Annotated in this window: 18 protein-coding genes; 9 read left to right on the plus strand and 9 right to left on the minus strand. The window is 70.0% G+C overall.

What is annotated here, in order from left to right:
- Nucleotides 1-267: 267 nt before the first annotated feature.
- The 3 genes from KVT45_RS08275 to KVT45_RS08285 all read right to left on the minus strand — a co-directional run bounded on the left by KVT45_RS08275 (nucleotide 268) and on the right by KVT45_RS08285 (nucleotide 4,012).
- Complete coding sequence (locus KVT45_RS08275; RefSeq protein ID WP_217545865.1) at nucleotides 268-1,245, minus strand: pirin family protein; 978 nt, start codon at nucleotides 1,243-1,245, stop codon at nucleotides 268-270.
- Nucleotides 1,246-1,358: 113 nt separating this feature from the next.
- Nucleotides 1,359-3,305 carry an Ig-like domain repeat protein gene (locus KVT45_RS08280; protein ID WP_217545866.1) on the minus strand — a complete coding sequence of 649 codons (1,947 nt, stop codon included), beginning with the start codon at nucleotides 3,303-3,305 and terminating at the stop codon, nucleotides 1,359-1,361.
- Nucleotides 3,306-3,529: 224 nt separating this feature from the next.
- Nucleotides 3,530-4,012 (minus strand): SseB family protein, encoded by a 483-nt coding sequence (locus KVT45_RS08285; RefSeq protein WP_217545867.1) that lies wholly within the window; start codon nucleotides 4,010-4,012, stop codon nucleotides 3,530-3,532.
- Between the two features lie 175 nt (nucleotides 4,013-4,187).
- On the opposite strand from KVT45_RS08285, the gene KVT45_RS08290 reads away from it, so the two are divergent.
- The 4 genes from KVT45_RS08290 to KVT45_RS08305 all read left to right on the plus strand — a co-directional run bounded on the left by KVT45_RS08290 (nucleotide 4,188) and on the right by KVT45_RS08305 (nucleotide 8,927).
- Nucleotides 4,188-6,014, plus strand: a complete 1,827-nt coding sequence (locus tag KVT45_RS08290; RefSeq protein ID WP_217545868.1) for an acyl-CoA dehydrogenase — start codon at nucleotides 4,188-4,190, stop codon at nucleotides 6,012-6,014.
- A gap of 83 nt (nucleotides 6,015-6,097) precedes the next feature.
- On the plus strand, nucleotides 6,098-7,396 hold the full coding sequence (locus tag KVT45_RS08295; protein WP_217545869.1) for a M18 family aminopeptidase: 1,299 nt from the start codon (nucleotides 6,098-6,100) through the stop codon (nucleotides 7,394-7,396).
- Nucleotides 7,397-7,606: 210 nt separating this feature from the next.
- Nucleotides 7,607-8,698: a glycosyltransferase family 2 protein gene (locus tag KVT45_RS08300; protein WP_217545870.1), complete on the plus strand. Its 1,092-nt coding sequence runs from the start codon at nucleotides 7,607-7,609 to the stop codon at nucleotides 8,696-8,698.
- A gap of 70 nt (nucleotides 8,699-8,768) precedes the next feature.
- Nucleotides 8,769-8,927 carry a hypothetical protein gene (locus KVT45_RS08305; RefSeq protein WP_167449897.1) on the plus strand — a complete coding sequence of 53 codons (159 nt, stop codon included), beginning with the start codon at nucleotides 8,769-8,771 and terminating at the stop codon, nucleotides 8,925-8,927.
- A 99-nt stretch (nucleotides 8,928-9,026) separates the two neighbouring features.
- On the opposite strand, the gene KVT45_RS08310 is transcribed toward KVT45_RS08305, so the two are convergent.
- The 3 genes from KVT45_RS08310 to KVT45_RS08320 form a co-directional block, all read right to left on the minus strand.
- On the minus strand, nucleotides 9,027-10,850 hold the full coding sequence (locus KVT45_RS08310; protein WP_217545871.1) for an NHL domain-containing thioredoxin family protein: 1,824 nt from the start codon (nucleotides 10,848-10,850) through the stop codon (nucleotides 9,027-9,029).
- A 104-nt stretch (nucleotides 10,851-10,954) separates the two neighbouring features.
- Entirely contained in the window at nucleotides 10,955-11,812 is an 858-nt protein-coding gene (locus KVT45_RS08315; protein WP_217545872.1) for a calcium-binding protein, read from the minus strand.
- Nucleotides 11,813-11,957: 145 nt separating this feature from the next.
- Entirely contained in the window at nucleotides 11,958-12,350 is a 393-nt protein-coding gene (locus KVT45_RS08320) for a cupin domain-containing protein (protein ID WP_217545873.1), read from the minus strand.
- A gap of 53 nt (nucleotides 12,351-12,403) precedes the next feature.
- On the opposite strand from KVT45_RS08320, the gene KVT45_RS08325 reads away from it, so the two are divergent.
- Nucleotides 12,404-13,402 carry a GlxA family transcriptional regulator gene (locus KVT45_RS08325; protein WP_217545874.1) on the plus strand — a complete coding sequence of 333 codons (999 nt, stop codon included), beginning with the start codon at nucleotides 12,404-12,406 and terminating at the stop codon, nucleotides 13,400-13,402.
- Entirely contained in the window at nucleotides 13,399-13,893 is a 495-nt protein-coding gene (locus KVT45_RS08330) for an LURP-one-related/scramblase family protein (RefSeq protein WP_217545875.1), read from the plus strand. The genes KVT45_RS08325 and KVT45_RS08330 overlap by 4 nt, the downstream gene beginning before the upstream one ends.
- A gap of 10 nt (nucleotides 13,894-13,903) precedes the next feature.
- Here the strand turns inward: KVT45_RS08330 and KVT45_RS08335 are convergent, their stop codons facing one another.
- Nucleotides 13,904-14,701 (minus strand): carbon-nitrogen family hydrolase, encoded by a 798-nt coding sequence (locus tag KVT45_RS08335; protein ID WP_217545876.1) that lies wholly within the window; start codon nucleotides 14,699-14,701, stop codon nucleotides 13,904-13,906.
- A gap of 182 nt (nucleotides 14,702-14,883) precedes the next feature.
- Here KVT45_RS08335 and KVT45_RS08340 point away from each other — a divergent pair, with 182 nt between their 5' ends.
- Both KVT45_RS08340 and KVT45_RS08345 read left to right on the plus strand, forming a co-directional pair.
- Nucleotides 14,884-15,708: a maleylpyruvate isomerase family mycothiol-dependent enzyme gene (locus KVT45_RS08340; RefSeq protein WP_217545877.1), complete on the plus strand. Its 825-nt coding sequence runs from the start codon at nucleotides 14,884-14,886 to the stop codon at nucleotides 15,706-15,708.
- 94 nt (nucleotides 15,709-15,802) lie between these two features.
- Nucleotides 15,803-16,567, plus strand: a complete 765-nt coding sequence (locus tag KVT45_RS08345; RefSeq protein WP_217545878.1) for a cyclopropane-fatty-acyl-phospholipid synthase family protein — start codon at nucleotides 15,803-15,805, stop codon at nucleotides 16,565-16,567.
- A gap of 252 nt (nucleotides 16,568-16,819) precedes the next feature.
- Here the strand turns inward: KVT45_RS08345 and KVT45_RS08350 are convergent, their stop codons facing one another.
- Together KVT45_RS08350 and KVT45_RS08355 are read right to left on the minus strand one after the other, a co-directional pair.
- A complete protein-coding gene (locus KVT45_RS08350; protein WP_217545879.1) occupies nucleotides 16,820-18,121 on the minus strand; it encodes a nitrate/nitrite transporter in 1,302 nt (433 codons plus the stop codon).
- A complete protein-coding gene (locus KVT45_RS08355) occupies nucleotides 18,118-18,768 on the minus strand; it encodes a GntR family transcriptional regulator (RefSeq protein ID WP_217545880.1) in 651 nt (216 codons plus the stop codon). The genes KVT45_RS08350 and KVT45_RS08355 overlap by 4 nt, the downstream gene beginning before the upstream one ends.
- A gap of 197 nt (nucleotides 18,769-18,965) precedes the next feature.
- Here KVT45_RS08355 and KVT45_RS08360 point away from each other — a divergent pair, with 197 nt between their 5' ends.
- Nucleotides 18,966-19,865 (plus strand): D-alanyl-D-alanine carboxypeptidase family protein, encoded by a 900-nt coding sequence (locus tag KVT45_RS08360; protein ID WP_217545881.1) that lies wholly within the window; start codon nucleotides 18,966-18,968, stop codon nucleotides 19,863-19,865.
- The last annotated feature ends 147 nt before the right edge of the window (nucleotides 19,866-20,012 follow it).

Here is a 20,012-nt window from a genome sequence, read left to right on the forward strand (position 1 = left end):
CGCCGTACCAGGGGGCTCCGCCCCCTGGACCCCCGAAACCTGTGCCCACCCACCACCCGACTCGGTCGATGAAGAGGCGAGGTCGAGAGAAGAGGGGAGGCGACTCGGTCGGTGAAGAGGCGAGGTCGAGAGAAGAGGGGAGGCGACTCGGTCGGTGAAGAGCCGAGGTCGAGAGAAGAGGGGAGGCGACTCGGTCGGTGAAGAGGCGAGGTGAAGGCAGGAGGCCTGGCGCTTGGTTGCGTCAGGCCTCCTGGACGGCTCCGTTGCTTACGCCTGCGGGCCGCTCTCCGTCATGCCGTGTACCGCCGGGATCGTGCCCAGGCGGCCCTTCTGGAAGTCCTCGAAGGCTTGCTGGAGCTCTGCCTGGGTGTTCATGACGAACGGGCCGTAGTGGGCCATCGGCTCACGGATCGGCTGTCCGCCGAGGAGCACGACCTCCAGGTCCGGGGTGTGCGAGTCCTGCTTCTCGTCCGCGCGGACGGTGAGGGAGGAGCCGCTGCCGAAGACGGCGGTCTGGCCCAGGTGGATCGGGCGGCGCTCGGCGCCCACCGAGCCCTTGCCGGCCAGCACGTAGGCGAGGCCGTTGAAGTCCTCGCGCCAGGGCAGCGTGACCTCGGCGCCGGGAGCGAGCGTCGCGTGGATCATGGTGATCGGGGTGTGGGTGATGCCGGGGCCGGCGTGGCCGTCCAGCTCGCCCGCGATGACGCGCAGCAGCGCACCGCCGTCGGGGGAGGCCAGCAGCTGCACCTGGCCGCCGCGGATGTCCTGGTACCGCGGCGCCATCATCTTGTCCTTGGCCGGGAGGTTCACCCACAGCTGGAGGCCGTGGAAGAGACCGCCGGACACGACGAGGGACTCCGGCGGGGCCTCGATGTGGAGGAGACCGGCACCGGCCGTCATCCACTGGGTGTCACCGTTGGTGATGGTGCCACCGCCGCCGTTGCTGTCCTGGTGGTCGAAGATGCCGTCGATGATGTAGGTGACGGTCTCGAAGCCGCGGTGCGGGTGCCAGGGGGTGCCCTTGGGCTCGCCCGGCGCGTACTCCACCTCACCCATCTGGTCCATCATGATGAACGGGTCGAGGTGGCGGTAGTTGATCCCCGCGAACGCCCGGCGCACCGGGAAACCCTCGCCCTCGAAACCGCTCGGCGCGGTCGTGACGGCGAGCACGGGGCGGGCCACGGCGTCGGCCGGTGCGGCCACCCGGGGCAGGGTCAGCGGGTTCTCGACGGTCACTGCAGGCATGTTGGCTCCTCCTTGTGCGCCCACTTTAGTTGAGCGTTGAACTTTCTGCTACCCCTAACGGAGAAGGCCCGGAGGACATTCCCTCCGGGCCCGGTCATCCCCCGATCGGTGGATCAGTTGCTGAAGTAGAGGTACTTCCACGCGCCGTACGTCGTGGAGTTCACGGAGTCGCCGGACGAGCCGTTGACGTACACCGACCGCACCCGCGCCCGGATCCCGGACTCACCCGGCGCCCCGAGCTGCACGGCCGACTTGCCGTTCGAGGAGACCGGGAAGTACTCGGAGTCCGTCGAGTACCACGTCCCCTGGTAGTAGACCTGCAGGTCGAAGCGCTGCTGGCGGCCCGGGTAGTAGGTCATCGTCGTGGTGATGACCGGGTCGGTGTTCTTGTGGAACCAGTAGTACGACGTCGAGCCGATCTTCGCCGTCTTGTAGTGCTTGGAGACGGCGGTGGAGATCTTGACCCGGGCGTACGCCGTGACCTTCGCGGTCTTGGGCGCGTAGCGGGCGTCCCCGTCGAAGACCGCGGAGACGGCCGTGTCGCGGGTCATGTCCACCCAGGCGGCGATGTTCCCGTGGGAGTCCACCTTGCCGGTCTTGATCAGCTTCTTCGGCTTGTCGCCGCCGAAGGGGTCCGCGTAGATCTTCACCGAGCGGTTCTTGTACGTCGTCCCCAGGTGCGCGGTGAACTTCACGTCGGCGCTGTAGTTGTACAGCTTGCCGTTGTTGTTCAGGCTCAGGCCGGTGGCCGCGCGGGAGACCGTGACCTTGTCGGAGGCGGTGGCCGTGGTGTGGTCGGCGTCGCCCGCGTAGTCCACCTTGTAGGTGACCGTGCCGCCGGCCGGCGGGGTGTCGGTGAAGGAGTACGTGCCGTCCGCCTTGACCGTGACGGCGGCGAGCTTCTTGCCGCTCGGGCTCTCCAGGTCGGTACGGGTGACGGCCAGCTGGGTGCCCGCCGCGAACGGCACAGTGGCCGTGATCTTTCCGGTGACCGTGAGCTTCTTGGCGCGTGGCGCGGACGCCGGCGCGTTGACGGTGAGGGCCGGGACGCTGCGCGCGGGGTCGGTGAGCACCCTGAGCTGGTAGCCGGCGGACGAGGACACCAGGGCGAAGAGCCGGGAGGAGTCCGGGGCCCACGCGGCGTCGGCCGTGTACCCGGCGTAGCTGCGCACCGGAACGGTCGTGTTCGGCCGGTAGACCGCCAGCTGCTCCTCGCCGAACTGGGCGACCAGGCCGTTCGGGGCGATGTCGGCGCCCCGCCCGGAGGGGTAGGCCCCGGCGGGGCTGAACCTGCCGTCCGCGTAGGAGTGCCGTTCGGTACCGTCCACCAGGACCTGTGCGGCACCCGGGACCAGGTCGACGTCGTTGACGTAGTTCAGGGAGTAGCTGCCGTCGTGCCACGCGGTCAGCCGCGGTGCGGCGCCGGAGACGTCGAGGACGGCCATCAGGTCCTTGGACGAGTCGTTGAAGTCGGTCGTGGCGACGGCCAGCACCCCGGGTGAGGACGGGTCGGTGTCGAGATAGGCCGCACCGCCGACCACCTGATGGTCCTGGTCCTGCGGGAAGAGGCCGAGCGTCATCGGATCGGCGCCGCTCGCCGGGTCCACCGCCGGGTCGATCGAGCCCAGGTTTCCCTTCGACTGGTCGTCCTCGTAGGTGAACCAGACCTTCCCGGCGGAGACCGCGACATACAGCGGCCCGATGCCCGTGGCGACCGGATAGCGGGCCTTGACGTCCAGAGTGGCCGCGTCGAGGGCGACGATCTCGTGGCTGACCCGTGCGGTCGCGTACAGGGTGGCACCGTCGTCGGACAGCGCCAGGTCGAAGATGCCGTCGATACCGCTCACCGAGTCGACGCGGTTGCCGTTGTAGTCGGCGGCCACGATGGTGTCGTTCGTGTCGTTGCCGACGAACACCCGCCCCAGGGCGGCGTCCACGACGATGCCCCCGGGAGAACCGACGCTGACGGGGACCGCCGACGCCGAACCGGCCGCCGCGACACTCAGCGCGACGGAGCTGAAAAGGACCGCGAGCGCCGTCGCGGCGGAAGTGCTGCGCATACGCACAGTGCTGAAACCCCCCACAGGAATCCCGGTGGCACCGGGAGGACGTGAGCGCCGCGCGACGCCCGGACAAGGCCATCGGGAGACCGATGACACCCGGGGCGCGGCTGCCGACGGTCAGCCTATGGCATGCCTGTGACAACCAGGGGGGAATTTTCGTCCCGTCAGGGGCAGCGTGAGGGAGATGTCCGGCCGGACGTCAACCGGACGTCAGCCGGACGTCAGCCGTACATCCGCCGCATCGCGAACTCCACCATCTGCTCGACCGCCTTCGCGTCGAAGACCATCCGGTGCTCGCCCTCCATGTCCAGGACGAAGCCGTAGCCGGTCGGGAGGAGGTCGATGACCTCCGCGCCGGTGATCACGAAGTACTTGGACTCCTTGCCCGCGTACCGGCGCAGCTCCTTCAGCGAGGTGAACATGGGGATCACCGGCTGCTGGGTGTTGTGCAGGGCCAGGAACCCGGGATTGTCGCCGCGCGGGCAGTACACCTTGGACGTGGCGAAGACCTGCTGGAAGTCCTCGGCGGTCACCTGGCCCGTGGTGAAGGCGCGTACCGCGTCCGCGAGCGAGGGCGGGGACGGCTCGGGGTAGAGCGGCGGCTGCTGGCCGTACCCGCCGAGCCCGCCGGCCATCTGCTGCTGCGACGAGGCGTACTGCTGCTGAGCAGCCCCACCGTCCATGGGCTGGCCGTATCCGTACATGGCGGCAAGCCTACCGAGACACGCGGCGTCTGCGAGAAGGTAGACCCTTCTCACACTTCATCGGATAGGGGTTGCGTCTTATTACCGGCGGGTAGCATCATCGGAGCTACTCGTTGGTATGTGAAAGCTTGCGCGAGGATTCAGTGCCTCGCCGATCCGGATACGGAGCGTCACCATGGGGCACTACAAGTCCAACCTCCGCGACATCGAATTCAACCTGTTCGAAGTGCTCGGGCGCGACAAGCTGTACGGCACCGGCCCGTTCGCCGAGATGGACACCGACACCGCGAAGAGCGTCCTGGAGGAGCTGACCCGGCTCGCCGAGAACGAGCTGGCGGAGTCCTTCGCCGACGCCGACCGCAACCCCCCGGTCTTCGACCCGGAGACCAACACCGCCCCGGTCCCGGCGTCCTTCAAGAAGAGCTACAAGGCCTTCATGGACTCCGAGTACTGGCGCCTGGGCCTCCCCGAGGAGATCGGCGGCACCACCGCCCCGCCGTCGCTCATCTGGTCGTACGCGGAGCTGGTCCTCGGCGCCAACCCGGCCGTGTGGATGTACTCCTCCGGCCCGGCGTTCGCCCGCATCCTCTTCGAGGAGGGCACCGAGGAGCAGAAGAAGTGGGCGCAGCTCGCCGTGGACCGGACCTGGGGTTCGACCATGGTGCTCACCGAGCCCGACGCGGGTTCGGACGTCGGCGCCGGCCGCACCAAGGCGGTCCAGCAGGAGGACGGCTCCTGGCACATCGAGGGCGTGAAGCGCTTCATCACCTCCGGTGAGCACGACATGGAGGAGAACATCCTTCACTACGTGCTGGCCCGCCCCGAGGGTGCCGGCCCGGGTACGAAGGGGCTCTCCCTCTTCCTCGTCCCGAAGTTCCTGTTCGACTTCGAGACCGGCGAGCTGGGCGAGCGCAACGGCGTCTACGCGACCAACGTCGAGCACAAGATGGGCCTGAAGGCCTCCAACACCTGCGAGATGACCTTCGGCGACCGCCACCCGGCCAAGGGCTGGCTGATCGGCGACAAGCACGAGGGCATCCGCCAGATGTTCCGGATCATCGAGTTCGCCCGGATGATGGTCGGCACGAAGGCCATCTCGACGCTGTCCACCGGCTACCTGAACGCCCTGGAGTACGCCAAGGAGCGCGTCCAGGGTCCGGACCTCGCGAACTTCATGGACAAGACCGCGCCCAAGGTCACCATCACCCACCACCCCGACGTCCGCCGCTCGCTGATCACGCAGAAGGCGTACGCCGAGGGCATGCGCGCCCTCGTCCTCTACACCGCCTCGATCCAGGACGCCATCGCCGTCAAGGAGGCGAACGGCGAGGACCCGAAGACCGAGCACGCGCTCAACGACCTGCTCCTGCCGATCGTCAAGGGCTACGGCTCCGAGAAGGGCTACGAGCAGCTCGCCCAGTCGCTGCAGACCTTCGGCGGCTCCGGCTTCCTGCAGGAGTACCCGATCGAGCAGTACATCCGCGACGCCAAGATCGACACCCTCTACGAGGGCACCACCGCCATCCAGGGCCAGGACTTCTTCTTCCGGAAGATCGTCCGCAACCAGGGCGCGGCGCTGAACTCCCTCGCCGAGGACATCAAGAAGTTCCTGGCGCTCGGCACCGGCGGCGAGGAGCTGGCGGGCGCCCGCGAGCACCTCGCGAAGGCGGCCGTCGAGCTGGAGGCGATCGTCGGCCTGATGCTGACCGACCTCGCGGCCACCGAGCAGGACGTCAAGAACATCTACAAGGTGGGCCTGAACACCTCCCGCCTGCTGCTCGCCTCCGGCGACGTGATCGTCGGCTACCTGCTGCTCAAGGGCGCCGCGATCGCCGCCGAGAAGCTGGAGACGGCGTCCAGCAAGGACAAGCCCTTCTACACCGGCAAGATCGCGGCTGCGAAGTTCTTCGCGGCCAACGTGCTGCCGGGCGTCACCCTGGCCCGCAAGATCGCGGCCGGCGTCGACCTCGACCTGATGGAGCTGGACGAGGCGGCTTTCTGATCGTCCCGGCCGACCGCTTCAACCGACGGTGGCCCACTCCCTTTCCGGGGAGCGGGCCACCATACGTCGTTAAGGTGAAGAACATGAGCGAACCCTCCCGCTTCGATCGCGGCCACACCGACGACCTGATGTCCTTCCTCGCGGCCGGCCCCACGCCGTACCACGCCGTGGCGAACGCCGGCGAACGGCTGGAGAAGGCCGGTTTCCGGCAGGTCGCCGAGACGGACGCCTGGGACGGCACCTCCGGCGGCAAGTACGTGCTGCGCGGCGGCGCGATCATCGCCTGGTACGTCCCGGAGGGCGCCGCGCCCCACACGCCGTTCCGGATCGTCGGCGCCCACACCGACTCCCCGAACCTGCGGGTCAAGCCCCGCCCGGACACCGGGGCGCACGGCTTCCGCCAGGTCGCCGTGGAGATCTACGGCGGACCGCTCATGAACTCCTGGCTCGACCGGGACCTGGGCCTGGCCGGCCGGCTCAGCCTGCGCGACGGCTCCACCCGCCTCGTCGACGTGAACCGGCCGCTGCTGCGGGTGCCCCAGCTCGCCATCCACCTGGACCGTGCGGTCAGCAGCGAGGGGCTCAAGCTGGACAAGCAGCGCCATCTGCAGCCGATCTGGGGCCTCGGCGACGACATCCGCGACGGCGACCTGATCGCCTTCCTGGAGCAGGAGGCGGGGCTGCCGGCCGGCTCGGTCACCGGCTGGGACCTGATGACGTACGCCATCGAACCGCCGGCCTACCTGGGCCGCGACCAGGAGCTGCTGGCCGGCCCCCGGATGGACAACCTGCTGTCCGTGCACGCCGGTACGGCGGCCCTCGCAGCCGTGGCGACGGGCGGCGCGGCGCTCCCCTGCATCCCGGTGCTCGCCGCCTTCGACCATGAGGAGACCGGCTCCCAGTCGGACACCGGCGCGGACGGCCCGCTGCTCGGCAGCGTGCTGGAGCGCTCGGTGCTGGCCCGCGGCGGGTCGTACGAGGACCGGGCCCGGGCCCTCGCCGCCACCATCTGTCTCTCCTCCGACATGGGCCACGCCGTCCACCCCAACTACGCCGAACGCCACGACCCGACGCACCACCCGCGCCCCAACGGCGGCCCCATCCTCAAGGTCAACGTCAACAACCGCTACGCGACGGACGGTTCGGGCCGCGCGGTCTTCGCCGCCGCCTGCGAGAAGGCGGGGGTCCCCTTCCAGACCTTCGTCTCCAACAACTCCATGCCCTGCGGCACGACCATCGGCCCGATCACCGCGGCCCGCCACGGCATCCGGACCGTCGACATCGGCGCGGCCGCCCTCTCCATGCACAGCGCCCGCGAACTGTGCGGCGCCGACGACCCGTTCCTGCTGGCGAACGCACTGGTGGCGTTCCTGGAAGGGTAGTTGCACACGGCGGCGGGTACGGCGCGTAACGGACACAGCGGCACTCACAGGGTCATCACAGGCAACCGTGAGCAATCCGTTACAGCGTTCAACTATCGGAGTTGTACGGATTTCGTGAAGACTGTGGATCACTGACGGGTCCGGAATATCGACTTCCGGATCCACCGCGGTCTTCACGACAGGGGGTACCGAGCCGTGCGCCGTCACGCCATGCGCCGTGCCCACGCCGCCCCCGAAGAACCCGGCAACAGACCCAGACTCGCCGTGCTGATCCCGGCCCACAACGAGCAGGAACGTATCTCCGACGCGATCGACGGCCTCTGGGAACAGACCCGGCGCCCCGACCTGATCGTCGTCGTCGCCGACAACTGCACCGACGACACGGCCGACGTCGCCGCCGCCCACGGCGCCCAGGTCTTCCCCACCCAGGGCAACACCCACAAGAAGGCCGGTGCCCTCAACCAGGCCATCGCCTGGGTGCTGCCGCACCTGGACGACCGCGACCTGCTCCTCGTGCAGGACGCCGACACCGTCCTCAACCCCTGGTTCGTCGAGACCGCGCTCGCCACCTTCAACCGCAAGGTCGGCGCGGTCGGCGGGGTCTTCTACGGCGAGGACGGCGGCGGCTTCCTCGGCCTGCTGCAGCGCATGGAGTTCCACCGCTACGCCTGGGAACTGGAGCGCACCGGCGGCAGGGCCCAGGTCCTCACCGGCACCGGCACCATGTTCCGCGCCCGCGTGCTGCGCGAGGTCCGCGCCGCCCGCCGCGCCGGCGAACTCGGCGGCGGCACCGGCTACTACAGCCTCGCCTCGCTCACCGAGGACGACGAGATGACCAAGGCGGTCAAGACCCTCGGCTACCGGGCCATGTCCCCGGCGGGCTGCGAGGTCACCACCGAGGTCATGCCCACCCTGCCCAAGCTGTGGCACCAACGGCTGCGGTGGCAGCGCGGCGCGCTGGAGAACCTCCGGGACTACGGCTGGACCCGGGTCACCGCCCGCTACTTCATGCAGCAGTTCCTGATGGGCTTCGGCGCGCTCTCCTTCCTGATCTACCTGACCTTCATGGCCACGTACACCTCGCTGTACGGCTGGCCGGGCCTGTCGCCGTTCTGGACGGCGATCGGCCTCGTCTTCGTCGTCGAGAAGACCGTCTCCGTACGGCGCGCGGGACCGAGGGCCGTCCTGGTCGCCGCGCTGATGATCCCGGAGATGCTCTACGACCTCTTCCAGCACGCCGTCTACTTCACCTCGCTGTGGGGGCTGGTACGCCGCAGCGAGGAGAAGTGGGTCGCGACGTGAGCCGGTGCCCGTTGCCGGGCATCCCCACCGACCCCGCCCCCCACATGGCAACCCTCATAGGAGAAGCACGATGTACGGACGAGTGATCGGCGCGGGCACGACGGGCGCGGGCGGTGCGACCCTGGCCGCCACGGGGCTCTGGCTCAACAGCATGGCGATGGTGGTGGCGGCCACGACGCTGGTGGCGGCCGGGGTGGCGCTGTTCAAGTTGGCTCCGCGGAGGCGGTAGCCGGTTGTGTTTTTACTGCCGGTGCGTGGGGGCTGAGCGCGCCCACGCGGCGGCAGCCGCAAATCGACACAGCCCCGCGCCCCTTACGGGGCGCTGTTCCTAGGCGTCTTGATCCATCCCGGCCAGGACGAGTGGAAGCCGGTTCGCCCCGCCCTCCGTGATCCGCACCGGTACGCCCCAGTCCTGCTGGTGCACATGGCAGGCCGGGTACTCGTTCGCCGCGTCGTCGTCGCAGGACGCCGCCATCGCCGAGACGTGCAGGACGCCCTCCTCGATCGCCGGGTTCAGGTCCAGCTCTCTCGACAGGTCGGTGTCGGCGCCCTCGCCCTTGAGCAGCAGCTCCGGCGGGGTCGACGACACCAGCAGGCGGGTGGACGGGCCGTACCGGGTGTCCAGCTTCTGGCCCGCCGGGGCCTGGAAGATCACGTCCAGCCGGAGCCTGCCCGGGGCCACCTCGGTCGCCGCGCGCTGGGTGCGGTGGGCGACCGACTCCACCCGGACCGCCTCCTCGGGGAGCCGCAGCCGGGTCAGCCGGTGGCGGGCCGACTCGACCACCACGATGTCCTCGCCGGCCAGCACCGCGTCGCTCGGCTCTCTCAGGTCCGTCGCCAGCGTGGTGACCTCGCCGGTCGCCGGGTCGTAGCGGCGCAGCGCGTGGTTGTAGGTGTCGGACACCGCGACCGAGCCGTCGGGCAGGGCCGTCACGCCCAGCGGGTGCTGGAGCAGGGCCTGGCCGGCCGCGCCGTCCCGGTGTCCGAAGTCGAAGAGGCCGGTGCCGACGGCCGTGTGGACGTGCCCGTCCAGGTCGACCCAGCGCAGGGCGCTCGTCTCGGAGTCGGCGAGCCAGAGCCGCTCCGCGGTGGCCGCGAGGCCGGACGGCTGCGCGAACCAGGCCTCGGCGGCGGGGCCGTCCACCAGCCCCTCGTTGGTGGTACCCGCGGCGACGGCGACCTCGCCGCTCTCCGGGTCGTACGCCCACAGCTGGTGCACGCCCGCCATGGCGATCCACACCTTGCCGCCGAAGACCGCCACGTCCCAGGGGGAGGACAGGTCGATCTCGCGGGCCGGACCGGAGGTCGGGGAGCCCTGCCACCACTGCCGTCCGGTGCCGGCGAGGGTGCTCACCTCGCCGGTGGCCGGGTCGAGGCGGCGCAGGGCGTGGTTGACGGTGTCGGCGACGGCCACCGAGCCGTCGCCGAGGAGCGCGAGGCCCTGCGGTTCGTTGAAGGAGGCGGTGTCCGCCGTACCGTCGGTGAAACCGCGCGTGCCGGAGCCGAGCCGCCGTACGACCGTCTCCGCGTCCTCGGCCAGCTCCACCAGCTGGTGCCGGGTGGTGTCGCTGACCAGGAAGTTCCCCGAGGGCAGCAGCAGGGCCTTGCCGGGGAAGCGCAGAGCGGTCGGCTCGGGCTCCGGCGGCACGTACGGGCCGTCGCCGCGCCGCAGGGTGCCCTTCGCCTCGTGCTCCGCCTCCAGCTCCTCGACCAGCCGCGCGATCGCGTGCGCGTGGCCCTCGCCGGCGTGCTGGGCGACGACGTACCCCTCGGGGTCGATGACGACCAGCGTCGGCCATGCCCGGACCGCGTACTGCTTCCAGGTGGCGATCTCCGGGTCGTCCAGCACCGGGTGCGCCACGCCGTACCGCTCCACGGCGTCCACGACCGCCTGGTGCTCCGCCTCGTGCACGAACTTCGGCGAGTGCACCCCGATGATCACCACCGTGTCCCGGTGCTGCTCCTCCAGCTCCCGCAGCTCGTCCAGGACGTGCAGGCAGTTCACGCAACAAAATGTCCAGAAATCAACAATTACGATGCGCCCGCGGAGCTCCGCGAGGCTGAGCTGCTTGTCACCTGTGTTGATCCAGCCGCCCTTGCCGATCAGCTCGGGGGCACGGACTCGTACGCGTCGGGGTGCGGAGTGGGTCATGGCTCCAAGGGTGCCATCTGTCTCCGACAGCCGTTCAGACGCCTGTGGACGAGCCCGACCAGGCGCCTGTGGACGAGCCGGCCAGGCGCCTGTGACGAGCGGTCTCAGTCCTGGTGGACGACGTCCGTGCCGGGGCCGCCGGACAGGGTGTCCTTGCCGGCACCGCCGTACAGCTTGTCGTTGCCGCTGTTGCCGTACAGCGCGTCGTTCCCGCTGTTGCCGTACAGGACGTCGTTGCCCTTGCCGCCGTACAGGGTGTCGGCGCCGGCTCCGCCGGTGATGGTGTCATTGCCGTCGTCGCCGGACAGGTACTGGGCCCCGGCGCCGCCGTGCAGCACGTCGTTGCCCTTGCCGCCCTGCACGATGTTGTCGCCGCCGCTCGCGTTGACCGTGTCGTTGCCGTCGCCGCCCCAGGCGAGACCTTCCTTGCCCACGGTGATGGTGTCGTTGCCCGTGTCGCCGGAGACGTAGGCGCCGTCGAGGCGGCCGTAGTCGGCCGCCCGGTCGTTGCCGGGGCCCAGGGAGATCTCGGCGTAGAAGTAGATCTGATCGGTGGAGTTCTTGTACGCGACCATGTCGTTGCCGTCGCCGAGGTTCACGACGAGGGCGGCGTAAGGGTCCTGGGAGTCGATCAAGGTGACCGTGCAGGAGACTCGCGTGCGGTCCGTGCTGTCGGGGTAGACGCAGCCCTGGCCCGCGTCGATCGGGACGACGTCGTCGATCACGTAGGTGATGCCTGTCTTGTCCGCGGTGAGGGTCCCCGTGACGGTGGCCTTGTTGGTCTGGCCGGGGGCGGCCTTGTAGGTGAGCTGCCAGTCGTGGTTGACCACGGCGGTGGCCGGTGTCGTCGCGGCGTCGGCGGTGCCGGCCGTGGTGAGTGCCGCGGCCATGGCCGCACCGAGAGCCAGTGTCATCGCCGGGACGGCGCGTATGACCCGGCGGCGGACGGAACGAGCGTGCATGGAGACCTCCGAGAGGACCGTGCGCAATTGCGCGAACTACGCACTGTCGGACTCGGAGCCCGCCTCATTGGTTGGGCAGCTTCCGCACACGCACGGGGAGTTCAACTCCCGGACATCCAGTGGACCGGGGGAATCCGCGGCCCGGTCAGGTGAGGACGTGTCCGGTCGTCGCGTCCACGTGCCCGGGAACCTCGTCGTGCCGATCCCCCACCGTGAGGGTTCCGGTGGGCTCGAGGAGCAGGATCTCGGTGGGCACGGGCGCGTGCGGCTTGTGTTCGGTGCCGCGGGGCACCGTGAAGACGGAGCCCTTGGGGAGAACGACCGTGCGCTCGCCGGCCTGTTCCCTCAGGGCGATGTGCAGTTCGCCCTCCAGGACCAGGAAGAACTCGTCGGTGTGGTCGTGGACGTGCCAGAGGTGCTCGCCCTCGACCTTGGCGACGCGGACGTCGTAGTCGTTGACGGCGGTGACGATACGCGGGCTCCACCGGTCCTCGAAGGAGGCGAGGGCGTGGGCGAGGGAGATGGGTTCACTGGTCATGGCGGTCATCCTGGGCCGTGGCCAGGCATCGGCGTGAGTGCTAGAAATCGCATATGGCGCAAGGATCCTCTCAGTCGACCCACCGGGTGGCCGTGATCGTCGACGCGGGCACCAATCCGTTCGAGGTCGGGGTCGCCACCGAGCTGTTCGGGCTGCCGCGGCCCGAGCTGGGGCTGCGCGTGCCGCCGTACGAGGTGACGGTGTGCGCGCCCACGCGCGAGGTGCGCATGAACCACGGCTTCTTCACCCTGAGCGGGGTGGCGGGACTGGCGGCCGTGGACGAGGCGGACACGGTCGTCGTACCGGGGCGGCCGGACAACGTCGTACCGCGCGGCGCCGACGTCATCGACGCGATCCGGCGCGCGCACGCGCGCGGGGTGCGGGTGGTGAGCTTCTGCACCGGGACCTTCGCGCTCGCCGAGGCCGGGCTGCTGGACGGCCGGCCCGCCACCACGCACTGGCGCTGGGCGGACGCGTTCCGGGAACTGCATCCCCGGGTGCTGCTCCGGCCCGACGTGCTCTTCGTCGACGACGGCGACCTGCTCACCGCCTCCGGCAGCGCGGCCGCGCTGGACCTGGGGCTGCACATCTGGCGGCAGGACCACGGTGCCGAGATCGCCAACGCGGTCTCCCGGCGGCTGGTGTTCGCCTCGCACCGGGACGGCGGGCAGCGGCAGTTCGTGGAGCGGCCGGTGCCCGAGGTGCCGGACGAGTCACTGGGACCGCTCCTGGCCTGGGCCCAGGAGCGGCTGGGCGAACCGCTGACGGTGGCGGACCTGGCCGCGCGGGCGGCCGTCTCCCCCGCCACCCTGCACCGCCGGTTCCGCGCCCAGCTGGGCACCACCCCGCTGGCCTGGCTGACCGGGGAGCGGGTGGCGCTCGCCTGCCGGCTGATCGAGCGCGGGGAGGAGCGGCTCGACGTCGTAGCGGCGCGCAGCGGGCTCGGTACGGCGGCGAACCTGCGCGCACGGCTGCGGCGCGAGACCGGGCTCAGCCCCTCGGACTACCGGCGGCGTTTCGGGCCGGTGGTGCGGGAAGGGGTACAGGCATGAGATTCCTGGTACGCGACCGGCTCCTCGGCTTCGGCGAGGACTACTGGATCGAGGACGAGCACGGCGACAAGGTGTTCCTCGTCGACGGCAAGGCCATGCGGGTGCGCGACACGTTCGAGCTGAAGGACCGGCACGGGCGGGTGCTCGTCGACATCCACCAGAAGATGTTCGCCCTGCGCGACACCATGGTGATCGAACGCGAGGGCGAGCCCCTGGCGACCATCAGACGCAAGCGGCTCTCACTCCTGCGCAACCACTACCGGGTCCACCTGGTCGACGGCACCGAACTCGACGTCAGCGGCAAGATCCTCGACCGGGAGTTCGCCGTCGAGTACGACGGCGAACTGCTGGCCGTGATCTCCCGGCGCTGGCTGCACGTGCGGGAGACCTACGGCGTCGACGTCGTACGCGACGACGCGGACCCGGCGCTGCTGATCGCGGTGGCGGTGTGCGTGATCCACCTCGCCGACAAGGAGCGGGACGGGGACTAGGGAGAAGGGTCTAGCGGTGGCGCGGGGGGTCCAGGCCCAGCAGGCGGTCCTTGAGGGCCGGGAACTGTTCGCGGGTCGCGGCGACCTTGGCCGGGTCGAGGTCGACGGTGAGGATCTCCTCGCCGGAGCCCGCCTCGGCCAGCACCTCGCCCCACGGATCGACCACGATCGAGTGACCCGCCTGCGGAACTCCGGCATGCGTCCCGGCCGTTCCACACGCGAGCACGAACGCCTGGTTCTCGACCGCCCGCGCCTGGGCCAGCAGCGTCCAGTGCGCGCGTCGCCGCTCGGGCCAGCCCGCCGAGAGCACCAGCGTCTCGGCGCCGGCGTCGACGAGTCCGCGGAAGAGTTCGGGGAAACGGAGGTCGTAGCAGGTGGCCACGCCCAGTGTGGTCTCGGGCAGCCGGACCGTCACCAGCTCCCGTCCCGCGCCCATCAGCACCGCCTCGCCCTTGTCGAAGCCGAAGCGGTGGATCTTGCGGTAGGCCGCGGCCAGCTCACCGGAGGGGGAGAAGACGAGAGCCGTGTTGTAGAGGGGCCCCTCGGGGTCCCGCTCGGGGATCGAGCCGGCGTGCAGCCAGACGCCCGCGTCGCTCGCCGCCTTCGCCATCGCCTCGTACGTCGGCCCTTCGAGCGGCTCGGCCTCCGTCGCGAACTCCTCGTAGGCGAACGCGCCGGTCGTCCACAGCTCGGGCAGTACGACGAGATCGGCATCCGCCTGCTCGCGCACCAGTGCGGTCACGCGCTGCCGACGAGATTCGACCGATTCGCCCTCGTTTACGTCGATCTGGATGAGCGAGGCGCGCACACTACCACCGTCCTGACATTCGAGCCGTCCACACGGGCCTACGATCGTCACACGAAAGCACTGCCGGGGTGCCTCACAGCAGCGTAACTTAGCGTCTCAAGACACCCGCCGACAGCAGCCACCTCCCACTGGCAGCGCCGCCACCACCTGCCCGAGTACCGACCGCCGAGGGGTCCCGTTCCGTGAGTCTGCATCCCACCCTCCAGCCCTACGCCGACGCGTGGACCCACTCCATCGAAGCGATATCCGAGCTGGTGACGCCGCTTGTCGAGGGCGAGTGGAACCGGCGGACACCGTGCCCGGGCTGGTCGGTGCGGGACGTGGTCTCCCACGTCATCGGCCTGGACTGCGAGATGCTCGGCGACCCGCGCCCCATCCACACCCTGCCGCGCGACCTCTACCACGTCACCAACGAGGCCCAGCGCTACATGGAGATGCAGGTCGACGTACGACGCCACCACACGGCGCCGGAGATGACCTCGGAGCTGGAGTACACGGTCATCCGCCGCAACCGCCAGCTGCGCAACGAGTCGCGGGAGCCGGGGCACCTCGTGCGCGGGCCGATGAGCAAGGAGATCACCCTCGAAAAGGCCATGCGCAACCACGCGTTCAACGTGTGGGTGCACGAGCAGGACCTGCGGGCGGCGCTGGGACGGCCGGGCAACCTCGACTCGCCCGGCGCGCAGATCGCCCGGGACGTGCTGCTCGGCGAGCTGCCCCGGGTGGTCGCCAAGGACGCCGACGCGCCGCGCAGTTCGGCCGTCATCTTCGACGTGCACGGGCCGATCGAGTTCCTGCGCACGATCCGCATCGACATCCAGGGCCGCGGCACCCTGGAGGCCACCCCGGCGCTCGGCCCCGCCGCCATCTTCACCCTCGACTGGGAGACCTACGTCCGCCTGGCCTGCGGCCGCACCACCCCGGACGCGGTCGCGGACCGGGTGAAGGCGGAGGGCGACCAGGAACTGACGACGGCGATCCTGCGCAATTTCGCGGTCACGCAGTAAGAAGTGGGATAGAGATACCCCGGTGGCCGGGATGAGGCTGCGCCGGTAATAATTCGGTGCCCTGCGGCGGCCGTCGCGACCTATCTTTCCCGGCATGACCACAGCCACCACACCGCAGGACGGCCTCCCGCCCCGCCTCGCCCGGCTCACCTTCCACGGCCCGCTCTCCGAGCCCCGCGCCGCCGCGATGGTGGGCCGCCTCGCCGCGCCCCTTCCTGCCACCGTGCTCGACATCGGCTGCGGCTGGGGCGAGCTGATGCTCCGGCTGCTGGCAGCCGTGCCGCGGGCGCACGGCGTCGGGGTGGACGTGAACGCGGCGGACCTGGAGCGGGGGCGGCGTGCCGCCGGGGCGCGGGGGCTGGCCGACCGGGTGGAGTTCGCCGAGGAGTCGGCGGTGGGCACCGGCCGGGGCCCGGCCGACGTGGTGCTGTGCCTCGGGGCGAGCCAGGCGCTGAGCGACGACCTCGTGCCTGCCCTGCGGGAGCTGCGGCGGCTGGTGGCCGACGGCGGGCGCGTCCTGCTCGGCGAGGGCTTCTGGCAGCGCACCCCGACCGAGGCGGAGCTGGCCGGGATGTGGCCGGGCGCCTCGGCCGCCGACCACCACGACCTGGCCACCCTGGTCGACCTGACGGTGTCCGCCGGCTTCCGTCCGGAGTGGATCGAGACGGCGAACCTCGACGAGTGGGAGGAGTTCGAGTCGGCGTATCAGGCGGACAAGGAACTGTGGCTGGCGTCCAACCCCGACCACCCCCTGGCAGCGGAGACCCGCGAACACCTCGACTCCCACCGCGCGTCCTGGCTGACATACCGGGGCACCCTGGGCCTGGCCTACCTGACCCTCGTCCCGACAGCACGCTGACCGCCCCACTCGATCCGCCGCCCGACTGACCGCTGCAATCGCTGCGCCGACCGCTGCACCGACGGCCCGCTGACCCGCTACACCAACCACCAACCGACCGCTGAACCGCTGCGCCAACGACCGACCGACCGCTGCACCGGCGGCCGACTGACCGCGTCGCACGCTCGGAAAGCCGCCGACGGCGATCGCCCCCACAGGTCGCCCGGCCTCTCTGCCGACGGTGAACGGGTGGTGCGCAGGTGGGCAAACAATTCACGCAGGCACGTGCACCGTCTCCACCCGGCTCGCCACCAACCGCTCCCGCTCCCGCCGAACCGCCCGCCCCCGCAACCGCAGAATCTGGCTCACCCCCACCGCCTGCAGCACGAACACGCACGAGAAGGCCACCGTGTAGTTGTCGCCGGTGGCGTCCAGCAGCACACCCACCACGAACAACGTCGTCATCGAGGCCGTGAAACCACCCATGTTGGTGATCCCGGACGCGGTCCCCTGCCGCTCGGGCGGGTTCGCGGGACGCGCGAAGTCGAAGCCGATCATCGATGCCGGCCCGCACGCCCCCAGCACCGCGCACAGCACCACCAGCAGCCACATCGGCGCATGGTCGGCCGGATACACCAGCGTCGCCGCCCACACCACGGCCGTCGCCCCGACCGTGCCCAGCGCCAGCGGCAGCCGCGCCGTGTGGTGCCGGGCGACGATCTGGCCGTAGACGAGGCCGACCACCATGTTGCAGAGGACGACCAGGGTCAGCAGCTCACCGGCCGTGGCGCGGGACAGCCCCTGCGCCTGGACAAGGAACGGCAGCCCCCACAGCAGCAGGAACACCATCGCCGGGAACTGGGTGGTGAAGTGCACCCACAGACCCAGCCGGGTCCCCGGCTCCCGCCAGGACGCGGCGATCTGCTTCCGTACGTACGCCGCTCCCTGGTGCGGGAAGGGCTCGGGCTCGTAGCCCTCGGGGTGGTCCTGCAGGAAGAACAGGACGAGGACCAGGACGACCGCACCGGCCAGGGCGCTGCCCGCGAACGCCGGGGTCCAGCCGATGCCGTGCAGCAGCCGGGCCAGGACCAGCGTGGAGACGAGGTTGCCGGCCATGCCGGCCAGACCGGCGAGCTGGGCGACGAGCGGGCTGCGCCGGGCCGGGAACCAGCGGGTGCCGAGCCGCAGCACGCTGATGAACGTCATCGCGTCACCGCAGCCGAGCAGCGCACGCGAGGCGAGCGCGGTGCCGTACGACGGGGAGAAGGCGAAGCCCACCTGTCCGGCGGTGAACAGCACCGCGCCGATGGACAGCATCTTCTTCGTGCCGAGGCGGTCGACCAGCAGGCCGACGGGTATCTGCATGCCGGCGTAGACCAGCAGCTGGAGGATCGAGAACGTGGACAGGGCCGAGGCACCCACGTGGAAGCGGTCGGCGGCGTCGAGACCGGCGACCCCCAGGGACGTACGGAAGATGACGGCGACGAAGTAGACCGAGACGCCTATGCACCAGACGGCGACGGCCCGGCGGCCGCCCGGCGGATCACCGGGCAGCGACGCGCTGCCGCGGCTCATCGGACCTCACCCCGCGCCAGGTGCGCGAACCAGTCCACGTGCCGGTGCACAAGGTCGACCGCGCGATCAGCATCCCCCGCGCGCAGCGCGTCCAGGATCTCCTCGTGCTCGGTCAGCGACTTGGCGATGCGGTCGGGGTGCGCGTGCATGATGGCGACGCCCATCCGCAGCTGGCGGTCGCGCAGCTGGTCGTAGAGGCGGGAGAGAATCTCGTTGCCGCCGTCGCGGACGATCGCGGCGTGGAAGCAGCGGTCCGTGACGGCCGCGGCGGCCAGGTCACCGGCGGCGGCCTCGGCCTTCTGCCGGTCGAGCAGTTCCTGAAGCCGGGTCACGAGCGCCGCCGACGCCGGTACGGCCTTGCGCACCGCGTGCTCCTCCACCAGCATCCGGGTCTCCACCACGTCCGCGATCTCCTGCGCGGAGACGGGCAGCACCATGGCGCCCTTCTTCGGGTAGAGCTTGATCAGGCCTTCGGCCTCCAGGCGCAGCAGCGCCTCGCGGACGGGGGTGCGGGAGACCCCGACGGCCTCGGCCAGCTCGCCCTCGGTGAGAAGCGTGCCGCCTTCGTAATGACGGTCCAGGACGCCTTGCTTGACATGGGAGTACACACGGTCGGCGGCGGGGGGCTGCTTGACGGCCAGGCTCATGCCCACAGCTTAGATACAACACGTACGCAAGGAGCCCGTTCGTCCACCATCCGGACGTGATGTAAATCGCCCTCAGCAACCGCACAACCATCTGTGCTACTTACGTGTCACACACGTGCGGCCCCACCCGCTTTGGCACCCCCAACTCGGCCGCATGCCAGGGGCATTACGACTCGACTCGACTCGGGGTATTTCAGTTGATTACCGGTATTAAGGGCACCAGCTTCCGCAGGGCCGTCGCCGTCGCCGTCACGTCCGGCGCGATGCTCGCGACCGGCGCCCTCACCGCGGCTCCCGCGCAGGCCGTCACCGCGCCCACGATCGTGGCCAAGGGCGGCTACGTCATGAACAACGCGAACGCCAAGACGCTGTACACGAAGAAGGCGGACACCGAGCTGTCCACCGGCTCCACCACGAAGATCATGACCGCGAAGGTCGTGCTCGCGCAGTCGAACCTGAACCTCGACAAGAAGGTCACGATCCAGAAGGTGTACAGCGACTACGTCGTCGCCAACAACGCCTCCCAGGCGCACCTGATCGTCGGCGACAAGGTCACCGTCCGCCAGCTGATGTACGGGCTGATGCTGCCCTCCGGCTGCGACGCCGCCTACGCGCTCGCGGACACGTACGGCACCGGCACCACCCGCGCCAAGCGGGTCGCCAACTTCATCGCCAAGATGAACACCGCCGCGAAGAACCTGGGTCTGACGCACACCCACTTCGACTCCTTCGACGGCATCGGCAACGGCAACAACTACTCGACGCCGCGCGACCTGACGAAGATCGCCAGCAGCGCGATGAAGAACGCCACGTTCCGCACGGTCGTCAAGACGAAGAGCTACACGGCGAAGACGATCACCAAGACCGGTTCCACCCGCACCATGGGTGCCTGGACCAACACCAACACGCTGCTCAGCAGCTACAGCGGCGCCATCGGCATCAAGACCGGCTCCGGCCCCGAGGCCAAGTACTGCCTGGTCTTCGCCGCGACCCGCAACGGCAAGACGGTCATCGGCACCGTCCTCGCCTCCTCCTCGATCACCCAGCGCGCGACGGACGCGACGAAGCTCCTGAACTACGGCTTCTCGACGATCTGACCCGACTCGCACTGAGCCGACGAAGGCCCGCCGCACCCCATGCGGTGGGCCTTTTGCCATACCCGAACGACCTCACGCAGCAGAACTCCCGCCCTTCCCTCGCAATCGTGAACATCAAGGTATTTGACTGGCATATTCGATTTTCTC

It is taken from the genome of Streptomyces sp. GbtcB6 (assembly GCF_019091475.1).
In the GTDB taxonomy this organism is placed as follows: Bacteria; Actinomycetota; Actinomycetes; order Streptomycetales; family Streptomycetaceae; genus Streptomyces; species Streptomyces hyaluromycini.

What these genes read in the sequence shown, in the direction of transcription:
- KVT45_RS08275 (WP_217545865.1), bottom strand. Translation starts at nt 1,245, where the DNA reads ATGCCTGCAGTGACCGTCGAGAACCCGCTGACCCTGCCCCGGGTGGCC.
- KVT45_RS08280 (WP_217545866.1), bottom strand. Translation starts at nt 3,305, where the DNA reads ATGCGCAGCACTTCCGCCGCGACGGCGCTCGCGGTCCTTTTCAGCTCC.
- KVT45_RS08285 (WP_217545867.1), bottom strand. Translation starts at nt 4,012, where the DNA reads ATGTACGGATACGGCCAGCCCATGGACGGTGGGGCTGCTCAGCAGCAG.
- KVT45_RS08290 (WP_217545868.1), top strand. Translation starts at nt 4,188, where the DNA reads ATGGGGCACTACAAGTCCAACCTCCGCGACATCGAATTCAACCTGTTC.
- KVT45_RS08295 (WP_217545869.1), top strand. Translation starts at nt 6,098, where the DNA reads ATGAGCGAACCCTCCCGCTTCGATCGCGGCCACACCGACGACCTGATG.
- KVT45_RS08300 (WP_217545870.1), top strand. Translation starts at nt 7,607, where the DNA reads ATGCGCCGTGCCCACGCCGCCCCCGAAGAACCCGGCAACAGACCCAGA.
- KVT45_RS08305 (WP_167449897.1), top strand. Translation starts at nt 8,769, where the DNA reads ATGTACGGACGAGTGATCGGCGCGGGCACGACGGGCGCGGGCGGTGCG.
- KVT45_RS08310 (WP_217545871.1), bottom strand. Translation starts at nt 10,850, where the DNA reads ATGACCCACTCCGCACCCCGACGCGTACGAGTCCGTGCCCCCGAGCTG.
- KVT45_RS08315 (WP_217545872.1), bottom strand. Translation starts at nt 11,812, where the DNA reads ATGCACGCTCGTTCCGTCCGCCGCCGGGTCATACGCGCCGTCCCGGCG.
- KVT45_RS08320 (WP_217545873.1), bottom strand. Translation starts at nt 12,350, where the DNA reads ATGACCAGTGAACCCATCTCCCTCGCCCACGCCCTCGCCTCCTTCGAG.
- KVT45_RS08325 (WP_217545874.1), top strand. Translation starts at nt 12,404, where the DNA reads ATGGCGCAAGGATCCTCTCAGTCGACCCACCGGGTGGCCGTGATCGTC.
- KVT45_RS08330 (WP_217545875.1), top strand. Translation starts at nt 13,399, where the DNA reads ATGAGATTCCTGGTACGCGACCGGCTCCTCGGCTTCGGCGAGGACTAC.
- KVT45_RS08345 (WP_217545878.1), top strand. Translation starts at nt 15,803, where the DNA reads ATGACCACAGCCACCACACCGCAGGACGGCCTCCCGCCCCGCCTCGCC.
- KVT45_RS08350 (WP_217545879.1), bottom strand. Translation starts at nt 18,121, where the DNA reads ATGAGCCGCGGCAGCGCGTCGCTGCCCGGTGATCCGCCGGGCGGCCGC.
- KVT45_RS08355 (WP_217545880.1), bottom strand. Translation starts at nt 18,768, where the DNA reads ATGAGCCTGGCCGTCAAGCAGCCCCCCGCCGCCGACCGTGTGTACTCC.